The organism is Halolactibacillus alkaliphilus, assembly GCF_900115465.1.
GTDB classification, from domain to species: domain Bacteria; phylum Bacillota; class Bacilli; order Bacillales; family Amphibacillaceae; genus Halolactibacillus; species Halolactibacillus alkaliphilus.
Genome location: NZ_FOWN01000016.1, coordinates 39387 through 62069, shown reverse-complemented (window position 1 = coordinate 62069; position 22683 = coordinate 39387). Strand labels below are relative to the sequence as shown.

General features: G+C 38.1%; 21 protein-coding genes and 1 riboswitch. Of the genes, 6 read left to right on the top strand and 15 right to left on the bottom strand.

What is annotated here, in order from left to right:
* Positions 1-203: 203 nt before the first annotated feature.
* The 8 genes from BM163_RS08115 to BM163_RS08080 form a co-directional block, all read right to left on the bottom strand.
* The gene (locus BM163_RS08115) at positions 204-458 is read right to left on the bottom strand and encodes a diguanylate cyclase domain-containing protein (protein WP_089802002.1); all 255 of its coding nucleotides are present in this window, start codon (positions 456-458) and stop codon (positions 204-206) included.
* Positions 459-672: 214 nt separating this feature from the next.
* Positions 673-1266, bottom strand: a complete 594-nt coding sequence (locus tag BM163_RS08110; RefSeq protein ID WP_089802001.1) for a hypothetical protein — start codon at positions 1264-1266, stop codon at positions 673-675.
* Positions 1267-1334: 68 nt separating this feature from the next.
* Positions 1335-1871 (bottom strand): hypothetical protein, encoded by a 537-nt coding sequence (locus tag BM163_RS08105; protein WP_089801999.1) that lies wholly within the window; start codon positions 1869-1871, stop codon positions 1335-1337.
* A gap of 67 nt (positions 1872-1938) precedes the next feature.
* Complete coding sequence (locus BM163_RS08100) at positions 1939-2913, bottom strand: YihY/virulence factor BrkB family protein (protein ID WP_089801997.1); 975 nt, start codon at positions 2911-2913, stop codon at positions 1939-1941.
* A 31-nt stretch (positions 2914-2944) separates the two neighbouring features.
* Positions 2945-3223: a hypothetical protein gene (locus BM163_RS08095; protein WP_089801995.1), complete on the bottom strand. Its 279-nt coding sequence runs from the start codon at positions 3221-3223 to the stop codon at positions 2945-2947.
* A 5-nt stretch (positions 3224-3228) separates the two neighbouring features.
* Positions 3229-3702, bottom strand: coding sequence for a low molecular weight protein-tyrosine-phosphatase (locus tag BM163_RS08090; RefSeq protein WP_089801993.1), 474 nt, complete (start codon positions 3700-3702; stop codon positions 3229-3231).
* A gap of 126 nt (positions 3703-3828) precedes the next feature.
* Positions 3829-5973 (bottom strand): sensor domain-containing protein, encoded by a 2145-nt coding sequence (locus tag BM163_RS08085; RefSeq protein WP_089801991.1) that lies wholly within the window; start codon positions 5971-5973, stop codon positions 3829-3831.
* A 319-nt stretch (positions 5974-6292) separates the two neighbouring features.
* Entirely contained in the window at positions 6293-7003 is a 711-nt protein-coding gene (locus BM163_RS08080) for a lysophospholipid acyltransferase family protein (RefSeq protein ID WP_089801989.1), read from the bottom strand.
* A gap of 343 nt (positions 7004-7346) precedes the next feature.
* Here BM163_RS08080 and BM163_RS08075 point away from each other — a divergent pair, with 343 nt between their 5' ends.
* Positions 7347-8438: a rod shape-determining protein gene (locus BM163_RS08075; protein ID WP_089801987.1), complete on the top strand. Its 1092-nt coding sequence runs from the start codon at positions 7347-7349 to the stop codon at positions 8436-8438.
* Between the two features lie 86 nt (positions 8439-8524).
* Here the strand turns inward: BM163_RS08075 and BM163_RS08070 are convergent, their stop codons facing one another.
* The 3 genes from BM163_RS08070 to nucF all read right to left on the bottom strand — a co-directional run bounded on the left by BM163_RS08070 (position 8525) and on the right by nucF (position 10093).
* Positions 8525-9010 (bottom strand): PTS sugar transporter subunit IIA, encoded by a 486-nt coding sequence (locus BM163_RS08070; protein WP_089801985.1) that lies wholly within the window; start codon positions 9008-9010, stop codon positions 8525-8527.
* Positions 9011-9099: 89 nt separating this feature from the next.
* Positions 9100-9315, bottom strand: coding sequence for a YdbC family protein (locus BM163_RS08065; protein WP_089801983.1), 216 nt, complete (start codon positions 9313-9315; stop codon positions 9100-9102).
* A gap of 13 nt (positions 9316-9328) precedes the next feature.
* A complete protein-coding gene (gene nucF / locus BM163_RS08060; RefSeq protein ID WP_089801981.1) occupies positions 9329-10093 on the bottom strand; it encodes a 5' nucleotidase NucF in 765 nt (254 codons plus the stop codon).
* 215 nt (positions 10094-10308) lie between these two features.
* Here nucF and zwf point away from each other — a divergent pair, with 215 nt between their 5' ends.
* Positions 10309-11802, top strand: coding sequence for a glucose-6-phosphate dehydrogenase (gene zwf / locus BM163_RS08055; protein WP_089801979.1), 1494 nt, complete (start codon positions 10309-10311; stop codon positions 11800-11802).
* A gap of 168 nt (positions 11803-11970) precedes the next feature.
* Here zwf and gnd read toward each other — a convergent pair whose 3' ends face one another.
* Both gnd and BM163_RS08045 read right to left on the bottom strand, forming a co-directional pair.
* Positions 11971-13392: an NADP-dependent phosphogluconate dehydrogenase gene (gnd, locus tag BM163_RS08050; RefSeq protein ID WP_089801976.1), complete on the bottom strand. Its 1422-nt coding sequence runs from the start codon at positions 13390-13392 to the stop codon at positions 11971-11973.
* Positions 13393-13571: 179 nt separating this feature from the next.
* Positions 13572-14315, bottom strand: a complete 744-nt coding sequence (locus tag BM163_RS08045) for a Cof-type HAD-IIB family hydrolase (RefSeq protein ID WP_089801974.1) — start codon at positions 14313-14315, stop codon at positions 13572-13574.
* A gap of 598 nt (positions 14316-14913) precedes the next feature.
* Positions 14914-14991, top strand: a riboswitch (glycine riboswitch).
* 91 nt (positions 14992-15082) lie between these two features.
* Between BM163_RS08045 and BM163_RS08040 the strand changes: the two genes are divergently transcribed.
* The 4 genes from BM163_RS08040 to BM163_RS08025 all read left to right on the top strand — a co-directional run bounded on the left by BM163_RS08040 (position 15083) and on the right by BM163_RS08025 (position 18961).
* On the top strand, positions 15083-15355 hold the full coding sequence (locus BM163_RS08040; protein ID WP_089801972.1) for an ACT domain-containing protein: 273 nt from the start codon (positions 15083-15085) through the stop codon (positions 15353-15355).
* A gap of 12 nt (positions 15356-15367) precedes the next feature.
* A complete protein-coding gene (locus tag BM163_RS08035; protein ID WP_089801970.1) occupies positions 15368-16729 on the top strand; it encodes a PFL family protein in 1362 nt (453 codons plus the stop codon).
* Between the two features lie 224 nt (positions 16730-16953).
* Positions 16954-17466, top strand: coding sequence for a DUF3221 domain-containing protein (locus BM163_RS08030; RefSeq protein WP_089801968.1), 513 nt, complete (start codon positions 16954-16956; stop codon positions 17464-17466).
* Positions 17467-17716: 250 nt separating this feature from the next.
* Entirely contained in the window at positions 17717-18961 is a 1245-nt protein-coding gene (locus BM163_RS08025) for an L-lactate MFS transporter (protein WP_089801967.1), read from the top strand.
* 83 nt (positions 18962-19044) lie between these two features.
* Here BM163_RS08025 and BM163_RS08020 read toward each other — a convergent pair whose 3' ends face one another.
* Both BM163_RS08020 and BM163_RS08015 read right to left on the bottom strand, forming a co-directional pair.
* The gene (locus BM163_RS08020; RefSeq protein WP_089801965.1) at positions 19045-20940 is read right to left on the bottom strand and encodes an ABC transporter ATP-binding protein; all 1896 of its coding nucleotides are present in this window, start codon (positions 20938-20940) and stop codon (positions 19045-19047) included.
* Positions 20933-22672, bottom strand: coding sequence for an ABC transporter ATP-binding protein (locus tag BM163_RS08015; protein ID WP_089801963.1), 1740 nt, complete (start codon positions 22670-22672; stop codon positions 20933-20935). The genes BM163_RS08020 and BM163_RS08015 overlap by 8 nt, the downstream gene beginning before the upstream one ends.
* Positions 22673-22683: the final 11 nt, after the last annotated feature.

Sequence of the window (22683 nt, the reverse complement as noted above, 5' to 3'; positions counted from 1 at the left end):
ACGGAAGACACCCTTGTCATTCGCTAACAGTTCCTACTGCCAAGTCTGTAATGGACTTTCACCACCAAGTTACTACCCATGCCGGGCGCACAACGAAGAAGCGCGTTGTTCATGTTACGAACAACGCGCTTCTTTATGCATTAGATTAAACACTATGAACGATCAATAGGGTTCTGATGAAAATACCTTTTTTCTTTGTATAATTACTGATCGGCTTGTTGGTAGAGTTGTTCTGTAGACTCGAAGCCATTTCGCACCGCAATACCTGAGCTAAAAGATAGCTGTTTAATATACAATTCTCTGTGCTGGCTCAATAGAATGCTAATCTCTTCTGTACAAGGATTCAAAACTTCTTTCCCTTCTAAAACAACAACAAACTCATCACCACCAAGACGAGAAACTAAAGCATGATCTTTAAAGATAGTTTTCAGCGCATCACCAAAAGCCCTCAAAGATATATCACCAGCATGTTGTCAATAAGTATCATTGATTTTTTTAAAATCATTTAAATCAAATAAAATCAGCGTAAAGGGGACCCATGCTCGTTCAACTAAGCATAGTTTTTCTACTTTCCAACCGCCGCAAACCTATTTTCTCAACATCTATTAAAGCCTCTTGAAGAAATAGTGTGTTCCAGGAACACACCTTGCTTTGGTCAAATCGTTCTGTCTGTTAGAACACATGGGTTCTGAAGAAAGACAGGGTGCGTGTCATATACGCCCAATGCGCCCAATGATGTAGACCTTGTTTCTGCTCTGGAACAAGCGAATACAACATCGGTGGGAGTTTTTCTTTAAAGCCCATCGCCCGTCGGGCAATGGCCTCTGCTTCTATTATTTTCGCCTTCTGTCCACTCGTTTTACCCTCTAAATCAAACGGGAGGGTACAGGTATCCACACATTGACCTATGGCGTTGACATTAGCGACAGCGATATGATTCACATTCAAATCAACACCAATCATGCCGGTTGACGTTGAGGTATTCAGATAGGGTGTAGCAGGCACATCAATTAAGCATTTAACGATATAGTAGTCACCATGGTCCTCAAGCGACCATCCAATAGGCTTCCCGTACTTTTTCTTATCTTTCAGGTTCATTTGTGTCTGAATGGCATGGTTGACATGGTCTTGGCCATAGGGGAAAACAACGTCAGAGAGACTAATCACACATTGGTCAATCGCTTTGAAGGTAAGGGTATGCGTCTCTGGGTGATAATGAAAGACAAAGTTACCTGATTTGGCATCTTTCCGTCCTGAAATAGTCATCTTACCGCAACGTGCTGCTGCCCAATCTTTCTGCCAACGCTCAGTATGAGCGTGATACGTCTTTTGTGTTAACCGGCCGCAGGCGAGTTTTTACTACCAAAACACACACCCGCCACTTTGTTTGACAATACAATCCATTGTTTTTCGTAGCGGTCTTTCTTAAAGTTCAATTGGCCGAAGCGAGACTTTAGGTGTTTGATTTCAACATCAAGGTGTTGATGTTCAAAATCATAGGCGCAGTAAAATAAGCGTGTGTAGCGCTTATATGTCACAACAAAAAAGGCCCCTTTTTGTTGTTCACGTGATGTCTTATTGAACATCGGTGTTCCTTTGACAAAAGAGCCTTTTATTTTTTGAAGTGTCGTCAAGCGCGCCTTCGTCGCTTTTATTTTTCTTTTAACGGCGCTGATTTGTTCTTTTTTATTACGTATGTACACGTTCTTTAATTCTTTTTGTGCAGATAGAAGCGCGCGTCCTTCTTGAACAGCACTGTTCGCATAATAATCATTTAATCCGTAACGTTGTTTTAACCGAATCATTGCATATAATATGACCACAATGAGCAGCGCAAAGACATTCAGCTGAAATTGAACAAAATATCCCATCCCTCATCTGCTAACTTCTTTTCTTGGGTTTAAGCTTGTGAAGAAAAGGCAGTGATGGTTAACCGTCCTATTTATCCTTCTTTACCTCCACCAACTCTTGCTTTTTCCTTTTCACTAATGCGGTAGACATTTCTTCTTTGTTTGAAGCTCTTTTTCTACCTTTTAGTTCACGAATATTTTTGGTTATATGTTGCTTGTCTTTCTTTGAAGAACGTCCCCGGTACTTTGCGGTTAGAGCATTGATTTCCCCACCTGTGATAATCACAATGCCTGTAATATAAAACCAAAACATCATAATGATAATACCCCCAAGGCTCCCGTATGTCGCTGAATAATTCCCAAAATTATTGACATAAAAGCTAAAACCAAATGAGGCTAATTGAAAGCCCAAGGTTGCAAATAACGCACCATAAAGGATGTCTCTAATATACACCTTTGCATTAGGTGCCAAACGATATAAATATAAGAAGACAATAAAAAATATTGAGGAAGAAATAACCCATCGCAGCATATTCCACACATCAATAAAAGCTTCAGAAGCACCAAAAAATGAAAAAACATACACACCTAAAGCACGACCAAAAACGGGTAGTAATAGTGCCACGAGGATCAAGACAAGCATTGAAATAAGTAATAAGATAGCAATTAATCGTCCAACTATGAATGAACGATTTTCTTCCACATCATATGCTTTATTTAAAGAACGCATGATAGCATTGATGCCATTAGAAGCAGACCACAATGTGCCGATGATACCAATTGACAGTAAACCTCCACCACTTGAATCAATGACTTGTTCCAAGTTCGTTTCAATTAATGTCATTGCATCGCTCGGAATAAAATCACTTAATCCACTTAAAATCGAGGCAGTATCGATGGGAAAGTAACCAACAAGTGTCACAAGAAAAATCAAAAGTGGAAATAATGAAAGTAAAAAGAAGTAGGCCATCTGCGCAGCTAAGGAGGTCACCTCATCCTCTGTAAAGTTTTTAAATAAATCAATACCAAATTGCTTTAATATCGTTATTTTAGAGTTTTTCATAGTCAGCGCCTCCTTCAAAAGTTTATTAACTTTATACGTTCTCTTCTATTTTCTCTAACATATCCTCTACTTTATTTACCGATTTCACAGTTAAATCTAACGCTGTCTCAGATAAATCTGCCATCCAAGCTAATTGCTTTTGACATTGATTCATCAATTCGGCTGGATGTTTAGCATAATATTGACAGACTAGCTTGCTCCTATCAAGCGTGTCTTTACATTCATGCCTAACACCTCTATCAAATAAACTAATCACCGCACCTGTCATTGCGCCAAGTACAACAAAACCAATCATTTTTTTGTTTTTCATGATTATCACTCCATCTCCTTAGATTCTTTCATAATCCGTTCTAACAACCGCTCTGCCCCTAATTTAATTAAGTCAAATGTTTCATCGAATTTACCTGTATGATAGGGGTCTGGAACTTCAGTCAATTCATGATCGACAACATCCATATATCTCACGACTTTGGCTGTTGGTGCTTCTTCTCTTAGGTTAAGAATATCTTGATAATTTTGATGATCCATTGCAACGATAAAATCAAAATTATCCAGGTCATCTAGCTTTATTTGGCGGGCAGTCATACCCTCATAAGAAATACCTACCTCGTCAAGCTTATCACGCGTGCCTATGTATGGTGGCTTTCCTTCATGCCAATGACCAATACCAGCAGAATCAATCATCACTCTTTCTGACAAACCTTTTTGAGAAACTAAATCCCTTAAATACGCCTCTGCCATTGGTGAACGACAAATATTACCTAAACAAACAAAAAGTACTCTTATCATATCATATACCACCTTTTCATATTGATTACACTTCATTATATAAGAAAAACAAACCTAATAAAAATAAGTTAGCTGACCATCCACAATATAAAGGAAGTGATCAGCTAACTTATCAACGTAACAAACTTAAATCGAAAAATAGTTTTTCTCTATTTCCATTGCGTTAACTGGCTTGCTAAAATAATAACCTTGATAATAGTCACATTGCTCGTTCTTTAATAGCGAGAGAACATGTTCATCTTCAACACCTTCCGCCACCACTCTTAACCCGAAATTATGTGCAAGTTGAATCATCGCTCGCACAATCGCTGCACTGCTCTGTTCTTTTAAAGCACTTCTCACAAACGATTGGTCAATTTTCAAGTAATTAATCGGGAACTGCTTTAAATATCCGAAGGATGAGTAACCCGTACCAAAATCATCAATAGACAAAGATATGCCCATGCGTCTCAAACAATTCATCGTTAATATACAATCTTCTGTATTTTGCATCACACTATTTTCCGTAATTTCTATTTCCAGAAAGTGTGGATCCATATGCGTTTCTGTTAGTATTCCTTGTACTTTGGCGGCAAAATCCGTTCGTTGTAATTCTACAGCTGATACATTAACCGCAATGCGCATAGGTTTATGCCCTTTTTCAATCCACTCTTTATGTTGATGACACGCTTCTCTAATTACCCATTCTCCTATTTGAGTAATCACACCTGACTCTTCTGCAAGCGGAATGAATTTCGCTGGTGATACTGGTCCTTTTTTAGGATGCATCCATCGAATAAGTGCTTCCAAACCAATAACCTCTCCTGTTGTTACGTTTATTTGCGGTTGGTAATATAATTCAAATTCATCATTATGGAGGGCTTTTCTAATATCTGCATCTAAAATAACATTTTCATTATAAGCCTCTTCCATTGTTAGTGAATACATCAACATATGATTTCGCCCATTGATTTTACAATAATGAACGGCTACATTCGCATGTTGCACAAGTTCTTGTTCAGTATGGGCATCAATACCAAAACGGCTAACCCCCATCGAGGTTGAAACAAACATATCTTGACGATGTGATGTTACTGGTTTATTGATTGCCTTTATCATTCGGCTGGTTAAGTCTTTTAACTGTTCCTCATCCCCTGCCGTAATAATAGCGAATTCATCTCCACCATAACGATATAATTGGTCGTCATCTTTTAATTCAACTTGAATCCGCTTAACAACCGTTTGAATAACATCATCACCTATCGTTTCACCCAGTGTATCATTAATATTCTTTAATTTATCAATATCACAAATAATTACCGCAAGATCTGTTAGACGATCATGAACGACGGCGTTTAAATCCAGTTTAAATTTGGCCCGGTTAGGTAACTCAGTCAATAAATCATAATAAGTCAATCGGTTAGCTTTTTTTTCTGCTTCTTCTAGCGAACTGACATCACTTGAACTTCCAACAACTTCAATGACTTGACCATGTTCGATAATCGGGACAAGCGTTGTTAGAAGGGTAACCTTTTTATAGCGATGCTTAAACCTTACCTCCTCACCTTCAAAGGCACGTTCAAAATACCGAGTTAAACTAGGGTCATGATAAAAAAACACATCGTGTCCTGTAACAATTCTGTCAAAAGATGGTGACATTTTTCTAATTAGCTTACCTTCAAAAAGTCTGAATTTGTATCGATTAATCGTTTTATCTCGATTCACTCTAAACGTTAAATTCATCACATGACTTAACACTTTTCTGTAGTCATCATCAAGTTGTTCCAAAATAGCTTTATCTGTTTTTTTGACATCCGTAATATCTGTTCGAAAGACGATAAATTGATAAGGTGTTTGCGCCTGACTTAAAATAGGAATAATAGTCGTCCGATGCCAGTAAACGTCATTTGTTTTAGCTGCAGTAGCAATATCACCGCGCCATACTTCGCCCTGTTGAATCATTTGCCACATTTCATTATAAAACTGATCATCATGTACCTTGGCATGAAGCATGCGATAATGATGATCAATCAATTCATCTTGGCGATAGCCTAATTGTTCTGCAAATCCTTGATCACAGTATGTTAAATAGCCCTGTTCATCCATTAAAATTATATCGAAGGTTCGACTCACAAGCTTATTTAACTCATCTGTCGAAAAAACTTTTTTTGAAACGTATGTATAAAGTTGCTCTTTTAACTCATCGTCAGCCAGTTGTTGCTGTTTAAACTGTTCAAGTAGTTGATTTAATGTCTGTTGTTCTAACATGTCTGTTATGGATGGGTTTGTCATAGCTTCACCTTTAGCCTCTTGTAATTTATTGGATTTAATGGATTGATTACCTTATTATCTCATACTAGTATAGCGAAATTATATAAAAAAACCTAGCTATTGATGAAAAAAAACGATTAATTCCATCTAAATAGCCTATCACAACTAAAAAGTATAGTCCTAAAGCTTATATCGACTGGATTAGCTAAATATCAAGTGCCTTTTAATCATTCACGCCAGCTTATTAGTAGTACCACCCATTATCATAGTTATTAAAAGAACACTGCTCAATAATAAGCACCCTTGAAAAGTTATTCAACTTTTCAAGGGTGCTTATACTTTAACGATTCAAATGACTTTCCACACGTTCAAATACAATATCTGCAATCTTTTGGGATTTTAGATCTCGATAATCCTCAGGCATGAGTGGCTCACCAACAGTTAACGAAACATTCGCTGCCTTCATTTTACCATTGTTTGCTTCAAGCATTAGGTAGGTCCCGTTTATTGTAATAGGGACAATCGGCACACCCGCTCGTGTACCTAAACGAAGACTCCCAGACTTAAAGGGCACAATAGGGCCACCTTTTGATCTGGTCCCTTCCGGAAATATAACCATTGACTGACCAAGCGTTAAACTATTCACTCCATCTTCAATCACTTTAATAGCTGCTCTACGGTTGCTCCTGTCAATAAAGACACATTGCAATTCCTTCATCCAACTTCTTATAATAGGGAATTTTTTTATCTCTTTTTTAGCAATAAAACCAATCGGACGATTAATATAACCTAACAATAGTAAAATATCAAACAATCCCTGGTGGTTCGAAGCAAAAAGCACAGGTCCCTCAGGAATCTTTTCTAAACCATGAACCGTAACAGCTGTGCCCGTCTTTTTAATCACACGACGCGAGATGCTTTCTGGCGTCTTATAAATCGCTTGACCTTTTATTTCATAGTTATCGTTTGGTAATTTTTGCGCCTGCTTCAATTTTGGCAACGTTAATGTAGTAATAATGATGGCATACAAATAAATTAATTTTGTTTTCATAAACTTCTCCTTCAAATATGCTAGTTTTTGTTACATCCTTGTGATATAGCGTAAAGAAAACGTGATGTTACTGTGATGAATTTGTTAAATTCCAAGCTGAAGTCCTAGTGTTTTTTTGTGTTTAAATGACTATATCCTCACCTATTATAATAGAAATTTAATCTCAAGTGAAGCAGAGGTCACGTCTTTTAACGATTAGGTCTATTGGCGTTTGTCTCATTATTTAACGATGTGCTAGACTGCTATGTATTGCGTAAAAAGAAACATACCGCATAAAACACTATACCTGAATATACAGTTTGATGACAAGTTATATACTTATAGAAATAAAAGGAGAATGTTTATGATTCAACCTATTCAACTCGGCATTGATTTAGGCACAGCAAATACGCTGGTCTATGCTTCTAACAAAGGAATACTTTACAATGAACCAACAGTTATATCGGTTAACCGACAAACGAATAAAATAACTGCTATTGGCCACGAGGCAAAAGCAATGATAGGAAAAACACCTCAACATATCGAAACCATTCGCCCCTTAAAAGAAGGCGTAATCGCTGACTTTGATTTAACGAGTCAAATGTTAAAAGAGGTGCTATCCAAAGTACAAGTACAAGTAAATCAGCGTTTTAGAAAACCACATATCGTCATTTGTGCACCCTCAGGTAGCACAGCTGTTGAAAAACGCGCCATTGAAAATGCGATGCATTCATTCGGTGTAAAGTCTGTTCAACTCATTGAAGAACCTGTTGCTGCGGCAGTTGGCGCTGGTCTACCTATTACAGAACCTATCAGTAGTACCATTGTCGATATTGGTGGCGGAACAACTGAAGTAGCAATTATTTCGTATGGTGGTGTTGTCACAAGTCGTTCATTACGAACAGCAGGTGACGACTTAGATGAGGAATTAATTCAATATGTTAAGCATACCTACAATATTTTGATTGGTGAACAAACGGCAGAATATATCAAACAAACGATCGGTTATGCACCTGGAGAACACGATGAGGTATCACTTAACATACGTGGTCGCGATTTACTTACTGGTCTACCTAAATCACTTAAATTGACATCCACAGAGATTCAATCGGCACTATCTGATACACTGAATCATATTGCCTTAATGATCCACCAAACACTTGAAGCTTCACCACCTGAGTTAAGTGGTGATATTGTTGATTTTGGTATTACCCTTGTTGGTGGAGGTGCTTTATTAAAAGGGATCATACCTTGGTTAGAAAACGAACTACATGTGCCTATTCATGTTGCAGATGAGCCTTTATTATCTGTCGCAAAAGGGACATTAATGTCTATAGCTCAAAAAAAACACCGCACTAAAGACATACCAACGCATCAAATGAGAAAAGCACAAACAGGCGACCAAATGATTGACGCTACAAACGAAAACAGTGACAAACAAGAAGAGATAGTATAGGTTCTAGTTCAACTAAGCGTCACTTACCGGTAATCATAGAAAAGCGAAGACACTGAGGTCTTCGCTTTTTTTAAAGTACATGTTTCTTATAAGTGTACAGTCAGAATTTCCGTTTCACCTTTGACTACTGTCTTATTAATATTTTTTTCAATTGAACCGACATCACTTGTAATAACAAGAGGTGTAATAGTTTTTGCTTTTTGAGATACAAAGTCTAGGTCAAATGTAACTAACGGATCTCCCACTTCAACTTTATCTCCTTGACTTACGTGTGCGGTAAACCCTTCTCCATCTAACATTACCGTATCAAGTCCAATATGGATAAGGTATTCAACTCCCGCTTTAGACTTGATGCCAATCGCGTGCTTTGTTGGGAATAAGTTTACGACTTCACCTGCTACCGGGGAAACAACTGCACCGTCACTCGGCTTAAACGCAATGCCATCTCCCATCATTTTTTCTGAAAATGTCGGATCAGGTACTTCTGTCACATCTACTACCTCTCCAGTCATTGGGGAAACAAGTACTTCTTTGTCAACTTTTTCTTCTTTTCCAAATAATTTTTTAAACATAAAATTTGTCCTCCTTGTTATATACACTTATATGTTTCTATACCCTATTTTTTTAATTTAAAGCATAGTCTGCACATAATTTATCATGCTTATTCAATTAATTCTAGTGCTTTCTTTAATTCTACGACTTCTTTTTTACTTAATGTTAAACCTTTCCCCATCTTCTGATGATCTTCTGACCAATCACGCAGATCATATTTTGCTTCGCGATTATTCCAAGAAATGAGGTTTAATTCCTTTTTCCAGCCATTGTCGTTTTCTGATAATACAGCAATATGTTGAATGATTTCATATGATATAGCCATTTAATCTGCCTCCTTAAAAATTCCAGTCATTAAGCGACTGTATTGTATACGTCGGTAATTGCTTCACCTGAACTAAATCCTCATTCTTTGTCACACCTGTATAGACTAATAAGGAATCAATACCGGCGTTGATCCCCGCTAATATATCTGTATAATAATTATCTCCGACTATTAATGTTTCAGCTTTAGTCATATCTAGCACTTCAAGCGCTTGCTCCACCATAATCGGTTCTGGTTTACCAATAAACGTTGGCTCAGTTTCCGTTGTTACTGATAGAACTGAAATAAGGGATCCTGCCCCTGGGAGAAAACCATGTTCACTAGGTAATTTAATGTCACCATTTGTCGCAACAAACTGAGCCCCGTTACGAATAGCTAACGCACCTGTTGCTAACTTCTCATAGGTTATTTCTCGATCAAGTCCCATTACGACATAATCAGGTGCATCAGCTGTCATTATAAGGCCTTCGGCTTCTAATGCCATTATGAGTCCTTCTTCACCAATAGCATATACTCGCGCGCCAGGGTGTCGTTTGCTCACATATTTTGCAGTTGCCATGCTCGTTGTCAATACTTGAGCTTCTGTCGCTTCAATATCCATTGATTGCAACTTCTTTGCAACATCACGCGGGTGTTTTGTTGAGTTATTTGTTAAAAATAAATACGGGATATTGTGTTGATTAAGAGCCCGAACAAAATCAACCGCTTCATCAATTTTCTCTGTCCCATTATAGACCGTTCCATCAAGATCGATTAAATAGCCATTATATGTCTTCATTCAATTTCCTCCCATAAATAATAATTGTAAAACTATTTGTTATTTTCTGAATACGTGATAAGATAGAGGATAACCATCTGTAAGAATTATAACTTTAAAGACGGTTAAATGTAAAATAGTTTATCTAAAGGCTTGAAAGTGGTATGTTAAATATATAAAGGGCCTACATATCACAATTAAGCATTTATTCTATAAAAGAGAGGTAGTTAAAACCAATGACACAAGACACACCAAGAGCTATTATTGTAATTTTTGGAGCAACCGGGGATTTAGCTAATCGAAAATTATACCCTGCTTTGTACCGACTGTATCGGAATAAAAAATTATCCGATCATTTTGCAGTAGTGGGAGTAGCAAGAAGGCCATTAACGCAAGAAGATTTCAGAAACAACGTCAAAGCTTCGATTGAAGAGTATCAAGGGGATTCAATTGATCACGACGAATTTGCTTCACATTTTCATTATAACCCATTCGATGCTCAGCACTTATCTGAGTATCAAAAACTTGATAATTTCATTACTGAACTTGATCAACACCATCAAGCAGGCGGTAATCGTTTGTTTTATATGGCAATGGCGCCTAATTTCTTTGGGCCAATTGCGGCTAACCTAAAATCACAAGGACTTACTGACAATAAAGGCTGGTCTCGTCTTGTGATCGAAAAGCCATTCGGCCACAACTATGAAACTGCTCAAGCACTAAATGACCAGATAGGTCAAGCCTTTGATGAAGATCAAATCTATCGAATTGATCACTATTTAGGCAAACAAATGATTCAAAATATCGAAATAGTTCGTTTTGCGAATGCCATGTTTGAACCCCTTTGGAACAATCAGTATATCGCTAACGTTCAGATAACCTCCAGTGAAGTGTTAGGTGTTGAAGAACGAGGAAGATATTATGATGAATCAGGCGCTTTACGTGATATGATTCAAAACCACCTCTTGCAGATGGTTTCACTCGTTGCTATGGAGCCACCAGCAAAAATCCATCCGGATGATATCCGCTATGAGAAAGTGAAAGTGTTGCGTAGTTTAAGGCCATTAACCGATGAAACAGTCGATGACTACTTCGTTCGCGGTCAGTATGATAAAGGTATCGTCGATGATGTAGAACTAAATGGTTATCGAGAAAGCAATGGCGTAGAAGAAGACTCTAATACCGAGACTTTCGTTGCGGGGAAATTCATGATTGATAACTTCCGCTGGGCTGGGGTACCGTTTTATGTGAGAACTGGTAAACGTATGAAAGAAAAATGCACAAAAATAGTGGTGCAATTTAAAGATTTACCATTAAATCTTTATAAAGATAACGAAGGAACAATAAATCCTAACCTACTAGTTATACATGTTGCCCCTGAAGAAGGTATAACCATGCATTTAAATGCCAAAAAGACGGATTACGGGATGACAAGCAAGGCTATTACAATGCATTACGATAAGAGCTTAGAAAACGTTGAGGTCCCAGAAGCATATGAACTCTTAATTAATGATTGTATCAATGGCGACTCTACAAGTTTCGTTCACGCCGATGAGGTGGCACTTTCTTGGAAATTCGTTGATACCATTAGCAAACGCTGGGAAAAAGTTAAGGCTAACTTCCCTAATTATGCCTCAGGCATGAACGGACCTGATATATCTGATACTCTATTAAATAAAGATGGTTTCCACTGGTGGGAAACTTGTTCTAAAGATAAACAAGAAAAATAATAGTGCGTATTAATATGAATGATACATGATTAAAGCAGGCCACCAGCCTGCTTTTCACCTTTTTATATTAGTGAATACTAGCCCTAGGTAATTAAACAATAAACAACATAGCCGTTGACAAGCATTTACATGCTGATCAACGGCTATTAAGTACCTACTGCTTTTATTTTATTTGTCTAACCACTCTGTATGGAAGACACCCTCTTTATCAACACGCTCATATGTGTGAGCACCGAAGTAATCACGTTGCGCTTGAATAAGGTTCGCTGGTAATGTTTCCGTACGATAGCTATCGTAATATGCTAACGCGCCTGCAAAACCTGGGACTGGAATACCACGATCCATCGCAACAGAAAGCACTTTACGAAGCGATGTTTGATAAGTTTCAACAATGTCTTTAAAGTAATCATCTAACATAAGGTTAGCTAATTGCTTATCACGGTCAAAGGCCTCTTTAATTTTTTGTAAGAACTGTGCTCGGATAATACATCCACCACGCCAAATCATCGCAATTTCACCATAATCTAAATCCCATTCATATTCTTCAGATGCTGTACGCATTTGAGCAAACCCCTGAGCATACGATGTGATTTTACTCATATAAAGCGCCTGACGAATCGCCTCAACTAACTCTTCTTTATCACCTTCATACGGCACAGTTTGCGCCGTAGGTCCAGAGAGAATCTTACTTGCTTTCACACGCTCATCTTTAAGCGCTGAAATAAAACGCGCAAAAACAGATTCTGTAATAACAGGAAGGGGCACACCTAAATCTAATGCACTTTGGCTTGTCCACTTTCCTGTTCCTTTTTGCCCTGCTTTATCTAAAATCACATCAACCATTGGTTTACCTGTTTCGTCGTCTGTCTTTTTAAAGATATCCGTTGTAATCTCAATTAAATATGAATCTAACTCACCTTGATTCCAATCTTTGAATACATCGTGTAACTCTTGCGCTGATAGGCCAAGGACGTGTTTAAGAATAAAGTATGCTTCCGCAATCAACTGCATATCGCCATACTCAATACCATTGTGGACCATCTTTACATAATGCCCCGCACCATTAGGTCCGATATATGTTACACAAGAATCGCCATCGACTTTTGCAGAAATCGCTTCTAAGATTGGCGCCACATGCTTGTATGCTTCTTCTTGTCCACCCGGCATAATTGAAGGACCTTTAAGCGCACCTTCTTCACCACCTGATACACCTGTACCAATAAAGTGAATACCTGATTCATCAAGTTCTTTGTTACGACGAATTGTGTCTTGGAAGAAAGTGTTTCCTCCATCAATAATAATATCGCCTTCATCTAATAAAGGTCGTAAAGTTTCGATTGTTTTATCCGTTGCTGGTCCTGCTTTAACCATCAACATAATTTTACGTGGTTTTTCTAATGAATCAACAAATTCTTCAATCGTTTCAGCACCAAAGAAGTTCTTTCCTTGTGCCTCATTCCCCATGAAATCTTCTGTTTTTTTGTACGTACGGTTAAATACAGATACTGAATACCCGCGACTTTCTACGTTTAAAGCCAAGTTTTTCCCCATAACCGCAAGACCAATGACTCCAAATTGTTGTTTTGTCATGATTTTTTAGCTCCTTTGTCTGTGTCATTCTCTTTCTATCATACGTGGATTTTTATCATTGCGCAAATTATCCACCTAAAACCCCTTTGTCACATATACTAAGTTATAACAGATTCGCGTGAGATGCAAATGAATTTTTTAAAAATTCTCTTTTTTCTCACATCAAATAAAAGATCAGTTTAAAATTCTCCAGATAACATTTTCTCAATGGCTAAAGCTGCTCCATCTTCATCAAAACGCTTGGTCGTATATCTTGCTTTTCGCTTAACTTCATCTTGAGCATTGCCCATCGCAACACCAAAACCTGCCCGCTCAATCATTTTAATATCATTCATACTATCACCAACAGCCATCACTTGATTAAAATCCCATTGGCGTGATTCTAGTAAATATTCAATTGCTTGACGTTTGTGCGTGCCCTGGTTGTTGATTTCGATATTTGTTGGACTAGAATTCGTCAGTTCTAGTGATCGAATGGCTTCAAAATACTTTATCGCTTCATTTCGAAGACCATCATCAACAATATCAAATCCGAATTTTATCCATTCATGTTCTACATAATCCTTTGGTAATTCACGTTGAAAAATACCTCGATCACTTACAAGCCAGTAATGGCTGTTTAAACGTTCAAATTGTCCAATGATTTTTTCAACATCTTCTTTTGCGATAGCTTGCCGTAACAATAATTCTCCACCGGTTGTCCAAATTTCCCCACCATTTAACGTTATTAAGTGATCAACATCTAACGCGTTTGCGATTGTCATACTGGTTGTCCTATGCCGTCCCGTTGCTATAACCACTTCAACCGATTGTTTCTTAGCTTCTCTTACAGCTTCAATCAATCGCGGTGTAACAACCTTCCCTCCATGGTCAACAAGCGTACCATCTAAATCTAATGCGATAAGTTTAATATCATTTGTCATAAGTGTTTCCCCCCTTATATATCATAATTATCATACCATTTTTTAAAAATAGACACTAGTTAAGAGTTAGACGTGGGTTTTATCGTCTATGTCAACAATCCATGATTGAAGTAACAACAGTTCTCAACTGATGCCTAAATTATGATAAAACTATATTTTCATTGACAAAACATATAGTTGTGTGCAATAATTAAGATTAGCCTTTAGATAGGCAAGGTAAAAAGAGGCATCATTCTGACGTTTTGGATACACATCATGACGGTATGATGAACGACACGATTATTGAACGGATTTTATCATGGTTGCAAATTGATAAACAATAATAACGTAACACTTATTCAACTGGATCGACTCAAGAGTCGTAAGAACATAATAGAGGTAGGGATTATGTGTTTAAGTTAGAAGCATTATGAATGAACTACCGCGGCAATTTGTATTAAAAAACAAATATTTTACCTTTTAAAGGGCGATGTCACTTGTGACATCGCCCTTGTCCAATTGTCACACTAAAAAGAACTGTTGACCTTTTAATGAAAACTTGGTACGATGCATAGTAATTAAATAAGTCGCAATGATCATTATGGGTGACACTATAATGGGAGCAACTTCTGGAGAGCCCGTCAGATGACGGCACCGAAGGATTCACAATCTCAGGTAAAAGGACAGAAGACAATAATCATGTATATTTGAAAGCTTATTGTCTTTACAGATTGGGGATTGACTCCAATCTTTTTTTCATTCTAAAAAATTAATATGAGGTGAAGGACATGCAAAAGCGAGCAGTAGTAACAGTTGTAGGAAAAGATCAAGTTGGAATTATTTCAAAGGTAACGACCGTATTAGCTGAACATAAAATGAACATTCACGACATCAGTCAAACAATTCTTCAAGATTACTTTACTATGATGATGATTGTTGAAATGGATAATAAAGATCGTTTAGAGGATTTGCTTGAGGCATTTGAACGCGTGGAAGATGATATGAACTTAACGATTAGCGTACAATTAGAAGATGTCTTTCAAGCTATGCACCGAATTTAAGGAGGAAAACTAATGGCGATTCATTATTCAGAAATTCAAGAAACTATTCGCATGGTTCAAATGGAAAGTTTAGATATACGCACCGTCACGATGGGTATTAGCTTACGCAACTGTCAAGACAGTGATTTTGATAAAGTGAAAGATAATGTCTACAATAAAATCGTGAGCTATGCTGGGCAATTAAAGCCAGTCGCAGAGCAAGTTGAAAAAGAATATGGCATTCCTATCGTAAATAAACGGATATCTATTACACCTATTGCAGAAATATTAGGTGACTTAACAGTTGATCAGGCTGTTGAACTTGCTAAAGTATTAGATAAAGCCGCAGAGGCAACTGGGGTTGATTTTATTGGTGGATATTCTGCGCTTGTGCATAAAGGAATGACCAAAGCTGATCAAACGTTGCTCCAATCAATTCCGCGAGCGCTAAGTGAAACAAATCGAGTATGCAGCTCAGTATCCATTGGTACGACTAGAACAGGCATCAATATGGATGCTGTTGGTCAACTTGGACACATCATCAAAGAAACGGCTGAGTTAACTAAAGACCAAGATAGTATAGGTTGCGCTAAATTCGTTGCCTTTTGTAACCCTGTTGAAGATAACCCATTCATGGCTGGTGCTTTTCATGGCGCCGGTGAAGGTGAGGCAGTATTAAGTGTCGGTGTAAGTGGACCAGGGGTTGTATTAAATGCCCTAAAACGCTACCCAGATGCCGATTTGGGCGAAGTGGCGGATGTCATTAAAAAAACAGTCTTTAAAATTACTCGTGCCGGGGAGTTACTTGGTCGTGTTGTAGCCGAAAGATTAAATGTACCGTTTGGTATTATGGATTTATCACTCGCACCAACGAATGCTATGAATGATAGTGTCGCAGAGATTTTAGAAGAAATCGGTTTAGAAAGCGTAGGCACACATGGCACAATTGCTGCACTTGCCCTCATGAATGATGCCGTTAAAAAAGGTGGCGCTATGGCCAGTTCCTATGTTGGTGGATTAAGTGGTGCGTTCATTCCAGTAAGTGAAGATAATGGCATGATTCGTGGTATCCAGGATGGTTCCCTTACGCTCGATAAACTGGAAGCGATGACTTGTGTTTGTTCAGTCGGTTTAGATATGATTGCTTTAAATGGTGATGCACCAGCTGAAACTCTATCCGCGATTATCGCAGATGAAGCTGCCATTGGTATGATTAACAAAAAAACAACGGCCGTTAGAGTAATTCCTGTCGTTGGCAAGAACGAAGGAGACATGGTTGAGTTCGGGGGATTACTTGGACGCGCACCTATCATCGGTGTAAAACCATTTAGCTCTGAAAAAATGATTAAGCGTGGCGGACGTATCCCAGCACCGTTGCAAGCTTTAATTAACTAAAAAGAATTATTGCTCATGAGAACAGTATTCGACCTTTGTCGAGTACTGTTTTTAGATTTTAATAATATACATCATGTCTCATCTTTGTGGCTCTCCCACTAAAAAGTAGCGATAAATAGGTTAATTGCTTTGAAAATTCACACATTAAATGTAACTTTTTAGGAAGGTTTACCGTCTTATTAAATATACGCTACTCTTTTAATAACACGAAGGGACGTCCAAAATTGAAAAAGACCATTGGAATGACTTTATTCATAATCATTAGTATGACATGTTTAAGTCTATGCATATATTTTAAACAAACGCCCGCGGACCTTACAGGATATGTCATTAAGAAAACACCGGAACGCTTACTTATACAGTCCGAAAAATCAAAAGATTTACGGCGATCTGGCGGACGAGAACGCTATTATGAACTTATTTGGGTAGAGACAAATTCTAGCTCATTAGAATTGGGTGATCATGTAGACGTTTGGTATCATTCAATCAGCCAACATTACCCACGTATAGCTTCCACAAAGAAAATTGCGCCTGTAAATCAGCAATCCACATACAATAGCCGTCTTAGCAAAAAGAAAGTCATTAAAAAAGTATATAGTGGCCTTACCACGCACCCATCAGAACTTTTTGTCATTGACCAAATCAGCTATATTAAGGATAAAGAAGAATGGCAAATCGACTTATTTGATGTTTTTTCTGAGCGCTGCCAATCTATCACCATTGCTGATCATACATAATCATACGTATGGAGGCTTTTTCACTTCTATACTTTAATTTAATTTAATTTAATTTAGAGGCTTAGCTTTTAAATTATGTCCGTTTACTAACGCAACAAGCGATTTTTAACAACTTATCCGAAAGATTATCAACACATCTTCGCAAATGTACACATTTCGTTCATTGTTCACAATCTGTTCACTGATTCACAATCAGTTATCTGATATAGTTATATGCAGTGGATGTGGTTTGATAGCTATGGAGGTTATCATGAGGAAAAATCGTTGGCTTATAGCATTATCAGCTATAGCCATTCATTTATCAATTGGGTCAGTCTATGCTTACAGTGTTCTGAAATATCCTATCGTAGAAAATCTAGGTTGGAGTGACAAAACCGTTACCGTATCATTTACGATTGCGATTGCTTTACTCGGAACATCTGCCGCAACTTTTGGAAGATTTGTTGAAAAATGGGGTCCAAGAAAGTCAGCGACGATCGCTGCCTTTTTCTTTGCGAGCGGCCAAGTGATTGCTGGTTTTGGTATGCTCACGTCATCAGTCGCTCTATTTTATTTAGGGTATGGCGTTATTGGCGGTATCGGCTTAGGGCTCGGTTATATATCGCCAGTTTCAACACTCGTCAAGTGGTTCCCTGATCGTCGAGGCCTTGCAACAGGTATGGCCGTCATGGGGTTCGGGGCGGGTTCTTTAATAGCTGCTCCTATTATCACGCAGTTAATTAAAAATGTGGGCTTACACAATATGTTCTTTATTATGGCAAGTGTCTACTTCATATTAATGATAAGTGGCGCGAGCTATATTATTAAACCTGTTGAGGGCTATACACCAAACAAGACCAAAAACAAAGAACAAAAAACAAAGAAAATAACACCAAGCTTGCAGCAGTTAAATGCAAAAGAAGCGATTCGCACCTCTCGTTTTTGGTTATTATGGTTGATGATGTTCATTAACATTTCAACGGGAATTATGCTTATTTCTGCAGCTTCACCATTAGCTCAAACAAAAGCCGGCATGACAGCTACCGCAGCTGCCACAATGGTTGGCGTAATGGGGCTTTTTAATGGTGGCGGACGTCTTGGATGGTCTGCTTTTTCTGATCGTTTAGGACGTAGTAACGTCTTCATGATGTTTTTTGGTGTAGAAGCGATTATTATGCTTCTACTACCAAATGTGACAAATGCCTTGTTGCTGCAAGCATTAATCTTCATTACAGTATCTATGTATGGTGGCGGCTTTGCTCTTCTCCCCGCCTTCATTAGCGACTTATTTGGCACACGCCAACTAGGTGCCATTCACGGTTTACTTCTAACTTCGTGGTCAGCCGCAGGAGTTTTCGGACCTTTACTTGTTGCTTACATTAAAGATACGACAGGTAATTATAATATGGCATTTTATATCTTTGCCGGTCTTGTTTCTCTCGCCTTGATTATTTCTTTAATGATGAAGCGCAGTATTCGGGCATTTTTGAACTACACGATTAATAAAGCAAGTTAATATCACAAAATTAAACCACACATCCATAAATCCCCGTCGATGAAACATCGACGGGGATTTTATATAACCTTCAATAGTGATTTTCACGTTAACTCAAACAATCCTGCTGATAGTTGATAATATTTTCCTTTTTGTTCAATAAGCTGTTCATGATTTCCTCGTTCGATAATCTCACCTTGTTCCAACACCATGATCGCATCACTTGAGCGTACCGTCGATAGGCGGTGAGCAATTATAAACGATGTTTTACCTTCCATTAAACGATCCATTCCTTTTTGAATCAATGCCTCTGTCCGCGTATCTATTGATGATGTCGCTTCATCTAAGATGAGTACTGGTGTTTTAGCAACAGCAGCTCTGGCAATCGCTAATAATTGTCTTTGGCCTTGTGATAGGCTATTACCATCGGACTTCAGCTCGGTTTGATAGCCATCTTTTAGATGTTTAATAAACGTATCCGCATTCGCAAGTTTCGCTGCTTCTATCACCTCATCATCCGTTGCATCTAATCGACCATAGCGAATATTCTCCATCACTGTTCCAGTAAATAGATGCGTATCTTGTAAAACCATAGAAAGTGATCGCCTCAAATCCGGCTTTTTAATACGATTAATTTCAATACCATCTACAGTGATTTTTCCACCAGGCACATCATAAAAACGATTAATTAAATTCGTTATCGTTGTTTTCCCTGCCCCTGTTGAGCCAACAAATGCAATTTTTTGACCTGGTTTTGCATATAGAGAAATCCCATTTAAGACCGTTTTATCTTCTTCATAGCCAAAGACGACATCATCAAAGACCACACTTCCACGTACATGAGTTAATACGTCTCTATCTTTCCAAGCGAATTCCCCTGTTCGCTCCGTTACTTCCGTTAACGATCCATCATCATTTATCGTAACAGGGACCATCTCTATAGTACCTTCATCAAATTCAGGTTTTTCATCAATGACTGTAAAAACCCGTTCTGCCCCAGCAAGACCGGTTAATACAGCATTAATTTGCTGTGATACTTGCGTGATAGGTTGTGAGAATGTTCGTGTGAATTGCAAGAAAGCAACAACTGTACCTAATGTTAATATTTCTTGAATAGCAAGTAACCCACCAACCATAGCCGTTACTGAATAAAGGATATACGATAAGTTTCCCATCACCGGCATTAATATATTGGCAAAGGTATTAGCTTTAGTCGCACTTTTTCTTAAGGCTTCATTTAAAACATCAAACTCTTCATGTACTTTTTCTTGTCTTGAAAAGACTTTAATCACTTTCTGTCCTTCAATCATCTCTTCAATATAACCGTTCACGTCACCAATTTCTTGTTGCTGTTTAACAAAGAAGTTCGCACTTCGACCACCAATTTCCTTGACAGCATACAACATTAACAGAAGCATCAAGACAACAAGAATCGTTAGTTGCCAACTAAAATAAAGCATCATAACAAAAACGCCGACAACCGTAATCAATGAGTTGATTACACCTGTAATTGAATTTGATAGCACTTGTCTAAGTGTATCAATATCATTTGTAAAAAGACTCATAGAATCCCCATGCGTATGCGTATCGTAATATTTTAACGGAAGCTTCTCTAACTTCTGAAACAAGTCCACACGGATTTTATACAATGTCCGCGTTGAAATACCAACCATCAAACGATTAAAAATATACGTTGAGATTGCCCCAACCAAATAAACAATAGCCACTGTTCCAATCACCATCACAAAGCCTTGCATGAGTTCTGATGATTGTTCTTCCATAAGTGGTGTTAAGTAATTATCAATGATCGTTTGCAAGTATGAGATCCCAATGACATTGCTCAAAGCACTTGTAACAATCGCAATAAAAACGAGAAGAAACACCCATTTATCTTCTTTCATATATTCTGCGACTCTCTTTAAAGTAGCCGTCACATTGGTTGGTTTACCCATCCCTTTGGGTCCACCCATTGGGCCTGTAATAGGTTTAGCTTTAGCCATCAATACTCACTCCTTTACTCTGAGATTGATATATCTCACGATAAATATCGCTCGTCTCCATTAAGTTCTCATGCGTATCAAAGCCTTTAACTTGACCATCATCTAGGACGATAATACGGTCCGCATCTGAAATCGAACTGATGCGCTGTGCAATAATTAGCGTTGTTACTTCACTAAAGGTTTCTCTAAATACCGCTCTAATTTTTGCATCTGTCGCCGTGTCTACGGCGCTTGTCGAGTCATCTAATATGACCACTTTTGGATTTTTAAGAAGAGCACGTGCAATGGTCAAGCGCTGTTTTTGACCCCCTGATACATTTACCCCGCCTTGGCCAAGGTCAGTATCATACCCTTTAGGAAATGACTCAATAAAGTCATGGGCTTGGGCTGCTTTTGCTGCTTGTATCACTTCTTCATCAGTAGCCGCTTCATTTCCCCATTTGAGGTTATCTTTAATTGTACCTGAGAATAACACATTATTTTGCAGCACCATGGCTACGTCATCACGTAAGGTTTTGAGCGCATACTCTTTGACATTGTGTCCACCCACTAGCACCTCACCAGTTAACACATCATAAAGGCGCGGAATTAATTGGACAAGCGTCGTCTTAGATGAACCTGTTCCACCTATAATACCAATGGTTTCTCCTGATTGAATCGATAAATTAATGTTACGAAGCACTACATTATTTGGATCGTTCGTATAACTAAATGAAACATCATTAAAGACGATCGAACCATCCTGTAATTTTAAGTCCGCATCTGCACCGTCGTCATCAAGCGTTGATTTTTCTTCAAGCCCTTCAATAATTCTTGAAAATGAGGCACGAGAAATAATAATCATAATGAAAATCATGGAAATCATCATCAGAGAAATAAGTACTTGCATAATATACATGATAAAACTCGACATTTGTCCAATATTAAACGTCCCATCAATAACCATATTACCACCAAACCATAGAATGGCTACGACACTTGCATAAATGGTTAGTTGCATAATAGGCATAGTTAATATAACTAGTTTTTCTGCATTAAGCTGAGCATCTCTCACTTGTTCAGCACTTTCTAAGAAACGCGTTTCTTCATGGTCCTCTCTTACAAATGCTTTAACTACACGAATATTCACGATAAAGTCTTGAACTTTTTCATTAAGCCCATCATATTTCTCAAGCATCGCTAGAAAACGTGGGTGTGCATTCTTACCAATAAAGAACAATGTTAGAGACAAGACCGGTATCGAAATCAAAAATATCATAGATAATCTTGGATTGATCGATACCGCCATAATCGTAGCCCCAACAAGCATAATAGGTGCACGAATAGCCATACGAATGATCATCATAAAGGCATTTTGTGTATTTGTTACGTCTGTTGTCAAACGCGTGACAAGTGAGGCAGTAGAAAACTTATCAACATTCGCAAATGAATACCCTTGAATCTTTTCAAACAGACCCGAGCGGATATTTTTTGCAAACCCCATACCAGCCTCTGCCGCATACTTGCCACTAAGCGCACCGAAAACAAGTGCCACAACAGCCATTAAAATCATGAGTAACCCCATCTGGATGGTATAACGCATACCTCCTTCTCCCTGGATACCATAGTCTACAATTTGCGCCATAAGTAATGGTATCATCAGTTCTAAAATGACTTCAAATACAACCATAACCGGCGTCAAAATGGTCGCCTTTTTATATTCACCTAAAAAAGGCAGTAATTTCTTAATCATTGCTTTTCCTC

Coding starts and splice junctions, on each gene's coding strand:
- BM163_RS08080 (WP_089801989.1), bottom strand. CDS start 7,003: ATGAAAACAAAATTAATTTATTTGTATGCCATCATTATTACTACATTA.
- BM163_RS08090 (WP_089801993.1), bottom strand. CDS start 3,702: ATGATAAGAGTACTTTTTGTTTGTTTAGGTAATATTTGTCGTTCACCA.
- gnd (WP_089801976.1), bottom strand. CDS start 13,392: ATGACAAAACAACAATTTGGAGTCATTGGTCTTGCGGTTATGGGGAAA.
- BM163_RS08025 (WP_089801967.1), top strand. CDS start 17,717: ATGAGGAAAAATCGTTGGCTTATAGCATTATCAGCTATAGCCATTCAT.
- BM163_RS08040 (WP_089801972.1), top strand. CDS start 15,083: ATGCAAAAGCGAGCAGTAGTAACAGTTGTAGGAAAAGATCAAGTTGGA.
- BM163_RS08085 (WP_089801991.1), bottom strand. CDS start 5,973: ATGACAAACCCATCCATAACAGACATGTTAGAACAACAGACATTAAAT.
- nucF (WP_089801981.1), bottom strand. CDS start 10,093: ATGAAGACATATAATGGCTATTTAATCGATCTTGATGGAACGGTCTAT.
- BM163_RS08100 (WP_089801997.1), bottom strand. CDS start 2,913: ATGAAAAACTCTAAAATAACGATATTAAAGCAATTTGGTATTGATTTA.
- BM163_RS08065 (WP_089801983.1), bottom strand. CDS start 9,315: ATGGCTATATCATATGAAATCATTCAACATATTGCTGTATTATCAGAA.
- BM163_RS08015 (WP_089801963.1), bottom strand. CDS start 22,672: ATGATTAAGAAATTACTGCCTTTTTTAGGTGAATATAAAAAGGCGACC.
- BM163_RS08035 (WP_089801970.1), top strand. CDS start 15,368: ATGGCGATTCATTATTCAGAAATTCAAGAAACTATTCGCATGGTTCAA.
- zwf (WP_089801979.1), top strand. CDS start 10,309: ATGACACAAGACACACCAAGAGCTATTATTGTAATTTTTGGAGCAACC.
- BM163_RS08095 (WP_089801995.1), bottom strand. CDS start 3,223: ATGAAAAACAAAAAAATGATTGGTTTTGTTGTACTTGGCGCAATGACA.
- BM163_RS08105 (WP_089801999.1), bottom strand. CDS start 1,871: ATGGGATATTTTGTTCAATTTCAGCTGAATGTCTTTGCGCTGCTCATT.
- BM163_RS08045 (WP_089801974.1), bottom strand. CDS start 14,315: ATGACAAATGATATTAAACTTATCGCATTAGATTTAGATGGTACGCTT.
- BM163_RS08075 (WP_089801987.1), top strand. CDS start 7,347: ATGATTCAACCTATTCAACTCGGCATTGATTTAGGCACAGCAAATACG.
- BM163_RS08110 (WP_089802001.1), bottom strand. CDS start 1,266: ATGACTATTTCAGGACGGAAAGATGCCAAATCAGGTAACTTTGTCTTT.
- BM163_RS08020 (WP_089801965.1), bottom strand. CDS start 20,940: ATGGCTAAAGCTAAACCTATTACAGGCCCAATGGGTGGACCCAAAGGG.
- BM163_RS08070 (WP_089801985.1), bottom strand. CDS start 9,010: ATGTTTAAAAAATTATTTGGAAAAGAAGAAAAAGTTGACAAAGAAGTA.